Here is a 14,416-nt window from a genome sequence, read left to right as displayed (position 1 = left end):
TTTTACCGCTTGTTTTGGTAAAGCCGACTTGCTCTTTGACTTTATTTGTCCCATAATACTATATGTTTTTAAGACTATAATAAAGATAATACACACTCATATACACTGATACTTTTATTGGCTAAAATTTAACTAAAATTTTCAATCATTTATTTCCTCTTAAAACCTAAAACACTATATTTAAACCAATTAATATACATATATAAACACATAATGATTAAAACCTTATTTGCTCAACTCTCCCTTATATTATTTACAACAGTTAGTTTTAGTCAAAATTTACAATCAGATTACACAGAAAGTCATTATTTAGAATATTTCAGCCTAGAACCTGAAACTATTCATACGCAATTAAACAAATCAAAATACCTGAATTCTGAAGAACTTTGGTTTAAAAGTTACATATACAATACAAAAACACAAAAACCCTATCTAACTACCACAAATGTATATGCATCAATATATAATGCTGATGGTGTTTTGATTGAAAAAAAAATATACTATACAGAGCACGGTATGACACATGGTAATTTTTCTTTCAAAAAAAATTATTTACCCGGTATTTACTTCTTAAAGGTCACTACTAATTGGATGAAAAATTTTAATGAACCTCATTATAGCTTAATTCAGTTTGAAATTATTGATAGTCAACCAAAAAACACCAATAGTAGTAATCACACACCTGAAATAAAATACGATTTTCAAATACTTCCCGAAGGCGGTCATCTTGTTGCTGAGAGCACTAACTCTATAGGCTTTAAAATTACTGATCAAAATGAAGACCCGCTTGTAATTATTTCTGGAGATGTTTTAGACAGTGAAAACAATGTTGTAACCACAATAAAAAGTAACGCTTTTGGCATTGGAAAATTTGATCTAAATATAAAACCTGATGAATCTTACAAAATAAAAGCAACACTAAAAGACAGTACCATTATAGAAAAAAGTATTCCTAAAGCCAACACAACTGGTATAACTATAAGTACAAATAATTTAAATAACGAAACGCTTTTTATCACATTAAACACAAACAAAAACACGCTTCCCAATCTTTTAAAATCACCTTACTATCTCCTTATACACAGAGATGGCTTTATGAAACGAATAGACGTATCTTTTAGTCAAGACAAATACAGCTATACAATCGCCGTACCTAAAAAAAATCTGTATTCGGGAATAAATATCATTACACTTTTTAATGAGAAAAATCAACCTGTACTAGAGCGATTACTATTCAAAAAAACAAAAAAATTAATTTCAGACATATCAATAGCTGGCACTCATACAGGCATAGATTCAACCATAGTAACACTTAAGTCTAATAAAAAAAGTGGCTATCAAAAAGGTATTAGTATCTCGGTACTACCTACATCTACAAAAGCTTACAATGAAAACCATACAATAGCAGCGTCATTTTATTTAAAACCTTACATAAAAGGAACAATACATAAACCTAATTATTATTTTTCAAATGATGACCGCAGAACCAATTATGATTTAGATTTACTATTACTAACACAAGGTTGGAGTAGTTACGATTGGAAAAACATTTTTTTTAAACCTCAAATTGCTAAATATAATTTTGAAGCCGGCTTTCAAATACGCGGAGAAATTAACGCTAAAAATAAAGAAAACATTAAAGAGGTTGTTTTATTTTCTGCTAATAATGAGTTAATGTTAACCTCTAAATTAAAAAACGGTCAATTTAGTTTTGATAATCTTTTTTTAATGGACAGCTCTATAGTTTCAATAAGTGCTAATACAAATAGAGGAAAACAGATCTCTCCTGGCGTTTACTACAACACCTATCCTACTTATATTATAGACTCTATAAACACAAAAAAGCTAATCAATAAAAATATAATATCCAGAGACTTAAATAGTTTTAATTTTATTCATGGAGATTTCAACCTTCTTGATACTGTAAACATATCAAATAATTACACCCAACAGAAAGAGCGCTATATGGTAAATGGCGGCGTAAATAATAGAGGTATAAATCTAGAATCTGGATACTCTTTTACTACAAGAGTTCTTGATGTAATTAGAAATAACGGCTTTGATGTTATTGAATCAGGTGCTAGTGTAAAAATATTATCACGTCGTTCATCAAACCTATCTGGCAGATTAAGTCCTAATGTATATCTAGACGGTGTTATTATCTCAGACTTTCTAGAAACTATTCAATACCTTACTGTTTCTGAAATAGACGAGCTTTATGTTGCCAGAACCGGATTTGGTATGGATGGAGCTGGTGGTTCAATTAATATTTTCACTAAAAACAGTATCGGTCTAAAAAACAGTCGCAAGAGTGATTTTAAAAACAGTAAAATTAAAATAGGGTTTTCAATGCCAAAAAAATATTATTCTCCTTTTTACAACAAAGCTCAGGAGGAAACATTTTCAAAAATTGGTGTTTTACACTGGCTTCCCAACTTAAAACCTAATAAAAGAGAGGAATTCGTTTTTAAAATACCTAATTACTATTATGAAAGTATTAACCTATATATTGAGGGTATGGATGAAGACGGAAGTCTAATATCTACAGTAAAAACTTTTCAGTTAAATTAATAATCACATGTTTTATATAACGTGATATTATAGTATTTTTACACTCCTTAAATAATTCCAGGTTTGATATCAAAATCCACCATAGATCAAGTTTTTGAAACCTCTCGTGTAGAAGAGGTTATTGGTGATTTTGTTCAGCTTAAAAAATCAGGAAGTAATTTTAAAGGTTTAAGTCCGTTTAGTGATGAACGCACACCTAGCTTTATGGTTTCTCCAGTAAAACAAATCTGGAAAGACTTTAGTACAGGAAAAGGTGGTAATGCAGTTGCTTTTTTAATGGAGCATGAGCATTTTACCTATCCAGAAGCCATAAAATATCTTGCTAAAAAGTACAACATTGAGATTGAAGAAACGCAACAAACCAATGAACAAAAAGAGCAAGCAAATACTAGAGAAAGTTTATATTTAGTTAGTGAATACGCTAGTAAATATTTTCAAAATATACTACATAAAACAGATCAAGGGAAAGCTATAGGTTTAAGCTATTTTAAAGAACGTGGTTTTACTGAAGAAACTATAAAAAAGTTTGATTTAGGATATTCGCTAGATGAATGGCAAGCCTTTACAGACGATGCCATAAAAAAAGGATATCAATTAGAGTTTTTAGAAGGAACTGGCTTAACAATTGTAAAAGACAACAAACAGTTTGACCGTTTTAAAGGCCGAGTTATGTTCCCTATTCAGAGTATGAGTGGTCGTGTTTTAGGCTTTGGCGGTCGTATTCTTACAAACGATAAAAAAGCTGCTAAATACTTAAACTCACCTGAAAGCGATATTTATCATAAAAGTAAAGTTCTTTATGGTATTTATCATGCAAAACAAAGCATTGCTAAAGAAGACAATTGCTTCCTTGTTGAAGGTTATACTGATGTTATTCAGTTTCACCAAAGAGGTATCAAAAACGTTGTTTCGTCATCAGGAACCGCATTAACACCAGAACAAATCAGGCTTATAAACCGCTTAACAAAAAACATCACGGTTTTATTTGATGGTGATGCAGCTGGAATGCGTGCTTCATTACGCGGTATTGATTTGGTTTTAGAGCAAGGCATGAACGTAAAAGTTTGCTCATTTCCAGATGGAGAAGATCCTGACAGTTTTGCGAAACAAAACACACTAGAGGAGCTCACTGATTATCTTGAAGAAAACTCAAAAGATTTTATTCAGTTTAAAGCTTCATTACTTGTTGCTGATGCAAAAAATGATCCTATAAAAAAGGCAGACACCATTAGAGATATTATGAATAGTATCTCAAAAATTCCAGATCGTATAAAACAAGAAGTGTATATTCAAGAATGTTCTAAAATCATGGACATTAGTGAATCTGTTTTGTTTACCACATTAGCCCAAATGGGCAAAAAAGAAGCTCAAGAAGCTAGTAAGCAACAAAAACAAGAGCAAAAGGCTTTTGATGTTATTAAACACGAACAACCTAAAAAAAGGGTTGATGTTCAGTATGAATTAGAGCGAAAAATCATTCAAATTTTATTGCTTTACGGAAATAAAACCGAAGACTTTGAAGATTCAATTCTTAAGGAAAATGAAAAACACGAACTTGTTTTAGAGCCTGTAAAGCATACTGCTAAAGTTTTTGAAAAAGTATATTTAGATTTACAAGAAGATGAAATGGAGTTTTCAAATGAAGTTTTCAAAACACTGTATTACACTATTATGGAAACTTTTCATCAAAATCCTGATTATGCGGTAGAAAATTTTGTAAACACTGTAGATCCTGTTATTGCCAATGAAATAACTACTATTTTAATGGAAGATGAACGTTATACCCTTTCAGATTGGGAACGAAAAAACATTTATCCTAAAGAAAAATCTACGACTGTTTCACAATTAGTAAGTGAAACCATTTTGAGTCTTCGTTGCTTTTTAATAGAACAAAAAGTTACCGAATTCAAACAAGAAACTTTAGCCAATAAAAACGAGATTAATAGAAGTATTTTAGAAGAAGTAAAAGATTACTCAAGCTTAAAAATGCTTTTATCCAGAAAGCTTAATCGTGTGCTATAGTTCTAGCAGCTTTGCCCTACTTATTAAATCAACAATATTAGTCACATTTAGTTTTTTCATTAAACGAGCTTTATAAGTGCTAACTGTTTTTTCATTAATATCTAGCTCTTCTGCAATTTCTTTATTTTTTTTCCCTGAAGACAATAGCTTTAACACCTCAATCTCTCTTGTAGACAGTTTTTTGAAATGAGTTCCTGTTCTAGTAACTCGTCTGCCCAAAGCCATCTGTTGTGCCATCTCATTACTTAAATAAACACCACCATCATAAACTTTCATGATGGCTTCTTTAATCGTAAAAATATCTGATGTTTTAGTTAAATAGCCGGATGCTCCAGCTTTTAAAGTATTTAAAGCATAGATTTTTTCTGGTTGAGAGCTAAACATTATAACCTTTACACTTGGGTGATCTCGCTTAAGGCGTCTTAATGCGGTGATACCATTAAGTTTAGGTAAATCTATCTCACAGATAATAATATCTACAGAATTGCTTTTTAAAAAATCAAAAATAGCTTCACCGTTACTAACGCCTCCAACAACTTGGATTTGTGGTGAAGTTACAAAAAGGAGATCTAGCCCTTTTCTAATAATTGGATGATTGTCAACGACCAACAGTTTAATCATTTTTTTTGGTTTTTATGTTAAGACTGTTGAGGCAAATAGCGTCTATTAAATTGTATACTTAAGTAAATATAATAAATTCTCTTGAGATATAAGTAACTTATTTTAAATTAGTTGGAACCTCACAAATCGGTATTGGTATCATTTTATGTTTATTAGCATTATTAAAACGCTTATAAATTGTGAAGACTTCTTGTTTTCTACCAGTGAAGTCATTTGCAGTTTTTCCTTCGTCATCCATTTTCATGGCCCATTCTAGTTCTGGATAGCTTGCCCCTATTTGGTCTTCATCACTTCGTGCATCACCAAATAATCCATCACTTGGTGCGGCTTTCATAATAGACTCTGGTACTTGCACAAATTCACCTATATGGTAAACTTCAGATTTTAATAAATCTGCAATCGGGCTTAAATCAACACCTCCGTCTCCATACTTGGTGTAAAAACCAACACCAAAATCTTCCACCTTGTTTCCTGTTCCTGCTACCAAAAGTTTTTGTAAACCCGCGTAATAATAAAGCGTTGTCATACGCAAACGCGCTCTTGTATTTGCTAAAGCCATATCTACAATCGCTTGTTCTCCATCTAGATTTACTTCTGTTTTAAATTCTTCAAAAACAGGTGTTAAATCAGCTCGTGTATCACGCACATTATTAAAACGCTTTTTTAATTGCAAAATATGCTCTTGCGCACGACTTACATGACTTTCAGCTTGATGTATAGGCATTTCAATACATAAAACATCCATTCCGGTCATAGCACACAATGTAGATGTAACCGCAGAATCTATTCCGCCAGAAATGCCTACAACAAATCCATTCACTTTAGCGTTAGTAGCATAGCTTTTTAACCAATCTACAATATGGTTTACAATCTTTTCTGTTTGCATTTTATGAAATATTTAAGACAAAGAATCTTACCTTTGCCAAACAAAAATAACGTAAAGCCATTAGTAATAAAAATTAACATCCTTTAAGTTTCTATGAAACATCAAATTTTTATTTTATTCGCTTTTTTAAGTATTGTTTCTTGTAAAAAAGAAAGTCAACTTGAAAAAGAAATCGCTCAAATTGATATTGACTTTACTGTTGAAAGATTTGATAAAGCTTTTGGAAGCGCTACTGTAAGCGAACTTCCTAAACTTAAAAGTGCATTTCCCTTTATGTTTTCTGAAAAATATTCAGACAGTTATTGGGCTGAAAAAATACAAGACACGCTCCAACAACAACTACACAAAGAAAGTGCTCGCGTATTTGATAATTTTGCATCTGAAAAAGAGGAAATAAAGAAGCTATTTAAACATTTACGCTATTATTATCCGGAATTTCAAACACCTCGTGTTATAACAACAACCTCAAATGTAGACTACAGAAACAAGGTTATTGTTACTGATACTATTGTTTTAATATCAATTGACACTTATTTAGGAAGTGATCATGAGTTTTATCAAGGTATACAAAAATACTTGAGAAAGAATTTTAACAAAAGCCAAATTGCAGTTGATCTAGCAAAGGCTTATGCTGAAAAATACACATATCAACAAGAAAGAAAAACGCTTTTAGATGAAATGATTTATCATGGAAAGCTATTATACTTTAAAGATGTCATGCTGCCTAATACTACTGATGCTGAAAAAATAGGATACACCAATGAAGAGTTACGTTGGGCGTTTGAAAACGAAGACTATATTTGGCGCTACTTTATAGAACACGAACTACTATACAGCACCAACTCTAAATTACCTAATAGGTTTATAAACCCTGCTCCTTTTTCTAAATTTTATTTAGAGCAAATAGACAGCGAATCTCCTGGGAAAATAGGACAGTATATAGGTTGGCAAATAGTTAAAGCCTATGTAAATAATAATGATATTTCTTTAAAAGACCTTTTAAGTAAGGATGCTAAAGACATTCTTAACAATGCAAATTTTAAACCACACAAGCAATAATAATTATGGCAAATAAAACCTCAACTATAGAACTAAAAGTAAAACTAGACGATAATAAAGTTCCTGAAAAACTTTTTTGGACAGCTGAAGATGGCGGCATTAGCAATGAAGAAGCTAAAGCTATGCTTCTTTCTGTTTGGGATAGTAAAGCTCAAGAAACACTTAGAATTGATTTATGGACAAAAGATATGCCTGTAGACGAAATGAAAGTGTTTTTTCACCAAACCTTGGTAGCTATGAGTAATACCTTTCACAGAGCAACACAGGATGAAAAAATGACAGCAACTATGAAAGATTTTTGTGATTATTTTGCTGAAAAGCTAGAACTTAAAAAACAGTAATTAGAATAAAAAAAGCACATATTAATATGTGCTTTTTTTATTCAATCATTAATCCCTTTAGGCTTTATCTTGCGTGATAAATCTATACATAAATCCTGCTAAAATTGCACCTGCAATAGGTGCTAACCAAAACAACCATAACTGCTCAATAGCCCAACCTCCAACAAACAGCGCCTGACTTGTACTTCGTGCTGGATTTACAGAAGTATTTGTAATGGGTATACTTATTAAATGAATTAGCGTTAGTGCAAGCCCTATAGATAAACCTGCGAAGCCTTTAGAAGCATTTTTGTGTGTTGCACCTAGAATAACAATTAAAAACATAAAAGTCATAACAAACTCACAAACTAAAGCCGATGTCATATCATAACCAAAAGGAGAATGCTCACCATACCCATTAGCAGCAAAACCGTTAGATAAAGAAAAACCACTAACGCCGCTTGCTATAATATAAATAACACAAGCTCCTAAAATAGCTCCGATAATTTGCGATATAATATACCCTGGTAATTCACTTATATCAAAACGGCCACCAATACATAATCCTACAGAAACCGCAGGATTAAAATGACCTCCAGAAATATGCCCCAGTGCATAAATACCTGTTAAAACCGTTAATCCAAAAGCAAGTGCTACGCCCAAGAAACCAATTCCTAAATCTGGAATACCTGCAGCTAAAACAGCGCTACCACAACCACCTAAAACTAACCAGAAGGTTCCTATACATTCTGCCAATAATTTTTTTTTCATATCTAATAATTAAATTTTTTAGTGTAGAATCAGTAGAGGGATTTACTGCTATTAACATTATATCTGCTAAAAATTTTATAATCACATAAAAAAATTCAAGCTTGCGATCAAACCTCTATTGTTTATACAAATTGTTACGTATTTTTATTTAAAGATTTTGTTTTTATATATACCTAATATTAATAGTGGTAAATACAATAGAAAAATCAGGTAAGACTTACATTTTTCAATTTCTGTAAAAATACAGGTTAAAAAAATCAATAGACTGAATGCTAAAAAAAAGTATTTAAACCTCTTTTTTAAAGGAAAAAAAACAAACAAATAAATAAAAAAAAGCTGTTATTAATATAAAACCTAATTTCATAGTTATTTAATTTACCATACAGTATGTAAAATGGGTAATTATTATTACCGCTACAACTCCAGATGCTGTTCTAAATATTATTTTTTTAGTTCAAGCCGTTTTTACCATAGTCTAAATCAAACCTTATTATTAATTTAGTAATATTTATAAGACACTACTTACTAAAGAAAGTCACATAATTTTTGGGAAAACAAGTGAAGAGAAACCTATTACCACTCGTTGATTCTATTTGAATCTAATTTGATAAAAATAAATAACAAAATTGTAAATCCCCATAATCCAGATCCGCCATAACTAAAAAAGGGCAATGGGATTCCTATGGTAGGAATAAGTCCCATAACCATTCCTATGTTAATCATAAAATGAAAAAACAATATTGTCGCTACACTGTAGCCATAAACCCGGCTAAACTGCGATTTTTGAAGTTCGGAAAGATGTAATATTCTTAATAATAAAAAAACAAATACGATAACAACCATAGCGCTTCCTAAAAAGCCCCATTCTTCACCAACAGTACTAAATATATAATCTGTATGTTGCTCAGGAACAAACTTACCTGTAGTTCTTGTTCCTTCTAAAAAACCTTTACCTGTAACACCTCCAGAACTAATTGCTTTTTCAGATTCATATAAATTGTACAAGATATCACGCCTCATTTTTTCAATTTTTTGTGGATCTTTCTCTAACCTTAACCAAAGACTAATTCTATCTTGTTGATGTGGTTGCAATATATTTTGATAAAAAAACTTAACACCAATAGCTATACCTACACTTACTAAAACAAAGAATATAGGCTGAATGAAAGCAGGCTTCTTTTTTCTTAAGAAATGATGTGCAAAAATAACCACCAAAGCTCCTATTGAGGCTATAATTGCCCCAAACTTTAAGGCCAAAACTGATATAGCAGCAAGAAGCACAAAAATTATAAGATAAAGTTTAGGCAAACCTTCTCTATATAAAACAAAGAAAAACGAACCGTAAACAATGGTACTTCCCGCATCATTCTGAAACAAAATTAATATAGCAGGAATAGCTATTATTACACAAAGCCTGACTTGATCTTTGAGTGTTTTCATATCGGTGTGTAAATCACTAATATATTTTGCTACGGCTAGTGCTGTGGCTGCTTTTGCAAATTCACTAGGTTGTAAGGTCATTCCTCCTATGGCATACCAAGATGTGGCTCCATTAACGTTTTTACCAAAAATGAATAATCCCACAAGAGACAGCATAGATATCAAATAAATAACACTAGAAAAACGTTCATAAAATTTGGCTTCTATAGATAGTATTAAAATAATAAGAATAACCGTAAGCATTATAAAAATAAGCTGTTTACCATAAGGTTGCGAAAAATCTAAATAATCTATCGTTTCTCCTGTATGTGAAGCAGATAAAATATTTAACCAACCAAATCCTACTAGTAATAAGAATAAGATAATGGTAATCCAATCAAACTTAAAGTATTTATCTGTTTGCCTCATTAATCAAGATGTTTTTGTTGATTGTTTCCTACAGAAAATTCAGGCATTGGCACAACTTCTTCTCTTCTATCGTTTATAGTAAAAGGAGCTCCAGAATAAGGTTTTTGGTACTCAAACTCAAGACTGCGTGTTAGCACCCAATTTTCTAAATCTTTTCTTGTTGTGTGTCCTTTGATATATTTTTCTATCATTAAACTTGCTATTCTTCCAGCATATATAGACCCATAATGCCCGTTTTCAACAAAAACAGCTATGGCTATTTTAGGATCATCTTTTGGAGCAAAAGCAACAAACAGCGAATGATCTGTTAATTGTGTTCTTACACTATCAATCATTGTGAAGTTTTCTGCTGTTCCTGTTTTACCACAAATTTCAATATCAGGGATTTTAAGAAAATTGGCCGTTCCTCCTGGCTTGTAAACATCATAAAGACCTTCTATTACAGGGTCAAAATATTTTTTATCTATAGTTGTATGATGAATTTTTGTAAACTGTTTATCTATTGGCTCTTCCCCTATTGATTTTATAATGTGTGGTGTATAATAATAACCCCTATTGGCAATAGCAGCTGTCATATTAGCTAAATGAATAGGTGTTACTAATATTTCGCCTTGCCCTATAGAGTTAGAGATAACTGTGGTCGCACCCCAATTAAAATCAGGATACCATTTATCATAATACGAACCGTTAGGAATATTACCTTTTTTTCCGATAGGCAAATCTGTTCCTAAATATTGACCTAACCCAAAACTTTTAATATGATCACTCCATTTATCCATTGATTTACTAGCATCAGGATACAAATCTATCGTTCTTCTAAAAGCTGTAGCAAAGTAAGAGTTACATGATTTAGCAATTCCTTTTCTTAAATCTCTAACGCCACCACCACAATGGCATCCCATTTTTCCTCGTCTTCCATAATGATAAACACCTGTACAAGTAACCGATGTTTCTGGACTAATCGCTTTTTCTTGAAGCGCCGCTAACGCCACCAAAGCTTTAAATGGTGATCCTGGTTCATGAACACGTAAAAGACCTTTATCTATAAGAGGCAAATGAATACTATCTCTGTAAAGCTTTGTGTAATTTTTTGAGCGTTTTCTTCCTACCAATAAATTAGGATCGTAAGAAGGAGCTGACACTAATGAAAGGATTTCTCCTGTTTTAGGTTCTATAGCTACAATACCTCCCTTTTTATTGCGCATCAATAACTCACCATATTCTTGCAACTGTGTATCTATAGTTATTTTTATGTCTTTTCCTTGTTGTGGAATGGTGTCATATTTTCCTTCTTTATAAGGACCTATATCTCGATTAAAACGATCTTTTTGGATAAACTTTATACCTTTTACACCTCGCAATGCTTCCTCGTAAGAAAGTTCTACACCTTGTTTTCCAATCAAATCTCCCATTCTATAATATGGGTTTTCTTTAATTTGTCCTTGATTAACTTCTGCAATGAATCCTAAAACATTAGCTCCGACTGATGTTTGATAATCTCTTAATGAACGTTTTTGAATATAAAATCCTTCATACTTATGCATTTTTTCTTGTAAAACCGCATAATCTTCCTTTGATAAATGCGATACAAAAACATAAGGAAGTCGTGGAGAGTAACGGTAAGCACGCTCATAAGTTTTAAGGAATTGAGCCTTGTCTATCTTTAATAAAGAACAAAACTCTAACGTATCTAAAGCCTTTACTTCTCTTGGAATAATCATAACATCATATGATGGTTGATTAGAGACTAAAAGTTTTCCATTTCTATCATAAACATAACCTCTTTTAGGATAGTCGAACACCTTTCTGATAGCGTTATCTTCAAATAAATTATGGGCTTCAGAGTTATAAACTTGAAGATAAAAAAGTCTTGCCAAGAAGGTTAAACCTACTGCTAGTATTGAAAAAAAAAGTAAAAATTGTCTCATTTAATGTCTTCTACTAAAAATGATATTTGTGATAATACATAATAGTATAGTGAATATACTTGAGAATAACGTTTTTTTAAGTATTAAAATTATTTCTAAAACGTTAAAAACTTCAAGTGAAAACAAGATAAAATGATGAACGATTGTAAGTATTGTTATATATGTAAACATACTACCAAACTCAACATTTCCAAAACGCATAGTTTGGTGTTCATATACCGAGCCAAATGAAAATTTTAGCACTACAGGTCTTATAAAAGCAATAGTAACTGCTGCAGCGGCATGTACTCCTCCAGAATCTGAAAACATATCAATCGTAATACCTAACAAGAAGCTCAACAACAAAAACGTCGCTCTATTATTGGCTGTAGGATATAGTATAATAAACAATATGTAGAGATATGGGTTTATGTGTCCCAAAAAATTAATATGATTTAGCACCAACACTTGTAGAAGTATTAACACTAAAAAACGCACTATATGACCTACAATATTATTACTCATTTGTAGCGTTTAAAAGGCTATTTATTTCAGAAGCATCCTTATTTTCTATGACATAGACATGTTCTATATTGGTCATATCATTAAATAATTTCACATTAATTATGTAATAGTTTTCTGCAACATCTAGATTGAAAGACTGCACGGTACCAATAGGGATGTTTTTAGGAAAAATAGACGACAATCCTGAAGTGACTATTGTATCTCCCTTTTTTACAGGTGCTATTTTTTGTATCTCCTGCAACTGAATTATGTTGGGTGATTTTGTATCCCAAACTAAAGAACCAAAATGATTGGTTTTCTTTAATTGAGCACTAATTCTGCTTTTTGTATTTAATATAGAAATAACTGTTGCGTATTTGTTACTGGTATTATCTACGATACCAAGAATACCTTTAGATGTTATAACTCCTAAATCTTGCTTTATACTATCGCGTGCACCTTTATTTATAGTAAGCATATTATTGGTTGCAGAATAGCTGTTTTTTATAACAATAGCAGGTGTAAACTTATAAGTTGCTCCTGATTGAATGGTATCTAAAAAAGGCTTTGCTAGCGTATCTGTAGTGTTATAAACTAAAGAGCGTAAGTAATTGTTCTCTTCTTGCAGCAATTGGTTTTGAGACTTTAAATTAAAGTACTCACTAACATCGTTTACAGAACCATAAATGCCTCCTGACAAAAAATTTGCTGAATTTACAAACTTACTTTTATGATAAGAGTGAGTTTGTATTGTAAAAAACAACGATATGGAAAACAGCAATAAGTATAACAAAACGATTTTGTTTCTTATTATGAAATTTATTATTTGCTGCATGCTTTATCGCTATTTTATCAACACACTTTTGAATTTAGGTAAATTTTTAAGAGTTATTCCTGTACCACGAACAACAGCACGTAAAGGGTCTTCGGCTATGTAAACTGGTAAATCTGTTTTTTGAGATAAACGCTTATCTAAACCACGTAGCATAGAACCACCTCCTGCTAGATAGATACCTGTATTGTAAATATCTGCAGCTAATTCAGGTGGTGTTTGAGATAATGTTTCCATAACAGCATCTTCAATTCTTAAAATAGATTTATCTAATGCTTTGGCTATCTCTCTATATGAAATTTGAACTTGTTTTGGCTTTCCTGTAAGTAAATCACGTCCTTGAACACTCATGTCTTCTGGAGGAAGCTCTAAATCTTCGGTTGCAGCTCCTATTTGAATTTTTATTTTTTCGGCTGTACGTTCACCAACATAAAGGTTATGTTGTGTTCGCATATAATAGATAATATCATTTGTAAAAACATCTCCTGCAATCTTCACAGATTTATCACAAACAATACCTCCTAATGCTATAACCGCAATTTCAGTTGTTCCACCACCTATATCAACAATCATGTTTCCTTTAGGCTGCATAATATCTACACCAATACCTATAGCTGCTGCCATAGGCTCGTGTATTAAATACACTTCTTTACCATTAACGCGCTCACAAGATTCTTTTACGGCACGCATTTCAACCTCTGTAATTCCTGACGGAATACAAACAACCATTCGTAACGCTGGTGAGAATAATTTCTTTTTTAATGCTGGTATGTTTTTTATAAACATACTTATCATTTGTTCTGAAGCATCAAAATCTGCAATTACACCATCTTTTAATGGTCTAATTGTTTTAATGTTTTCGTGAGTTTTTCCTTGCATCATACTCGCTTCTTTACCAGCGGCAATAATTTTTCCAGAAATACGATCACGTGCTACTATAGAAGGGCTATCTACAACAACTTTATCGTTATGTATAATTAAAGTGTTTGCAGTACCTAAATCTATAGCTATTTCTTCAGTTAGGAAATCAAAAAATCCCATATGCGTTTAACGTAATTTTCGAGGTTTAATATTC

General features: G+C 31.7%; 12 protein-coding genes. 4 read left to right on the top strand and 8 right to left on the bottom strand.

Annotated elements, in window-relative coordinates; all coding sequences use genetic code 11:
* Positions 1-213: 213 nt before the first annotated feature.
* Together ABD690_RS05715 and dnaG are read left to right on the top strand one after the other, a co-directional pair.
* Positions 214-2,571: a hypothetical protein gene (locus tag ABD690_RS05715; RefSeq protein ID WP_344728205.1), complete on the top strand. Its 2,358-nt coding sequence runs from the start codon at positions 214-216 to the stop codon at positions 2,569-2,571.
* A 63-nt stretch (positions 2,572-2,634) separates the two neighbouring features.
* Positions 2,635-4,593: a DNA primase gene (dnaG, locus tag ABD690_RS05710; protein ID WP_344728203.1), complete on the top strand. Its 1,959-nt coding sequence runs from the start codon at positions 2,635-2,637 to the stop codon at positions 4,591-4,593.
* Here dnaG and ABD690_RS05705 read toward each other — a convergent pair.
* Together ABD690_RS05705 and nadE are read right to left on the bottom strand one after the other, a co-directional pair.
* Positions 4,588-5,214 carry a response regulator gene (locus ABD690_RS05705; RefSeq protein ID WP_344728201.1) on the bottom strand — a complete coding sequence of 209 codons (627 nt, stop codon included), beginning with the start codon at positions 5,212-5,214 and terminating at the stop codon, positions 4,588-4,590. The two genes, dnaG and ABD690_RS05705, sit on opposite strands and share 6 nt — an antisense overlap.
* Before the next feature lie 97 nt (positions 5,215-5,311).
* On the bottom strand, positions 5,312-6,100 hold the full coding sequence (gene nadE / locus ABD690_RS05700) for an NAD(+) synthase (RefSeq protein ID WP_344728199.1): 789 nt from the start codon (positions 6,098-6,100) through the stop codon (positions 5,312-5,314).
* Between the two features lie 93 nt (positions 6,101-6,193).
* Between nadE and gldB the strand changes: the two genes are divergently transcribed.
* Positions 6,194-7,159 (top strand): gliding motility lipoprotein GldB, encoded by a 966-nt coding sequence (gene gldB, locus ABD690_RS05695; RefSeq protein ID WP_344728197.1) that lies wholly within the window; start codon positions 6,194-6,196, stop codon positions 7,157-7,159.
* Between the two features lie 5 nt (positions 7,160-7,164).
* Complete coding sequence (gene gldC, locus ABD690_RS05690; protein ID WP_344728195.1) at positions 7,165-7,500, top strand: gliding motility protein GldC; 336 nt, start codon at positions 7,165-7,167, stop codon at positions 7,498-7,500.
* 57 nt (positions 7,501-7,557) lie between these two features.
* Here the strand turns inward: gldC and aqpZ are convergent, their stop codons facing one another.
* The 6 genes from aqpZ to ABD690_RS05660 form a co-directional block, all read right to left on the bottom strand.
* Positions 7,558-8,250: an aquaporin Z gene (gene aqpZ, locus ABD690_RS05685; protein ID WP_344728193.1), complete on the bottom strand. Its 693-nt coding sequence runs from the start codon at positions 8,248-8,250 to the stop codon at positions 7,558-7,560.
* A 573-nt stretch (positions 8,251-8,823) separates the two neighbouring features.
* Complete coding sequence (rodA, locus tag ABD690_RS05680; protein WP_344728191.1) at positions 8,824-10,098, bottom strand: rod shape-determining protein RodA; 1,275 nt, start codon at positions 10,096-10,098, stop codon at positions 8,824-8,826.
* A complete protein-coding gene (gene mrdA / locus ABD690_RS05675) occupies positions 10,098-12,026 on the bottom strand; it encodes a penicillin-binding protein 2 (protein WP_344728189.1) in 1,929 nt (642 codons plus the stop codon). Before mrdA ends, rodA begins: the two co-directional genes overlap by 1 nt.
* Positions 12,027-12,530 carry a rod shape-determining protein MreD gene (locus ABD690_RS05670; RefSeq protein WP_344728187.1) on the bottom strand — a complete coding sequence of 168 codons (504 nt, stop codon included), beginning with the start codon at positions 12,528-12,530 and terminating at the stop codon, positions 12,027-12,029.
* Positions 12,523-13,344 carry a rod shape-determining protein MreC gene (mreC, locus tag ABD690_RS05665; RefSeq protein ID WP_344728185.1) on the bottom strand — a complete coding sequence of 274 codons (822 nt, stop codon included), beginning with the start codon at positions 13,342-13,344 and terminating at the stop codon, positions 12,523-12,525. The genes ABD690_RS05670 and mreC overlap by 8 nt, the downstream gene beginning before the upstream one ends.
* 9 nt (positions 13,345-13,353) lie before the next feature.
* A complete protein-coding gene (locus ABD690_RS05660; RefSeq protein WP_344728183.1) occupies positions 13,354-14,382 on the bottom strand; it encodes a rod shape-determining protein in 1,029 nt (342 codons plus the stop codon).
* Between the last annotated feature and the right edge of the window lie 34 nt (positions 14,383-14,416).

The sequence above is a fragment of the Corallibacter vietnamensis genome, from assembly GCF_039537875.1.
GTDB lineage: Bacteria > Bacteroidota > Bacteroidia > Flavobacteriales > Flavobacteriaceae > Corallibacter > Corallibacter vietnamensis.
The sequence above is the reverse complement of the archived record's forward strand: the minus strand, read 5'-3'. Positions and strand labels throughout refer to the sequence as shown.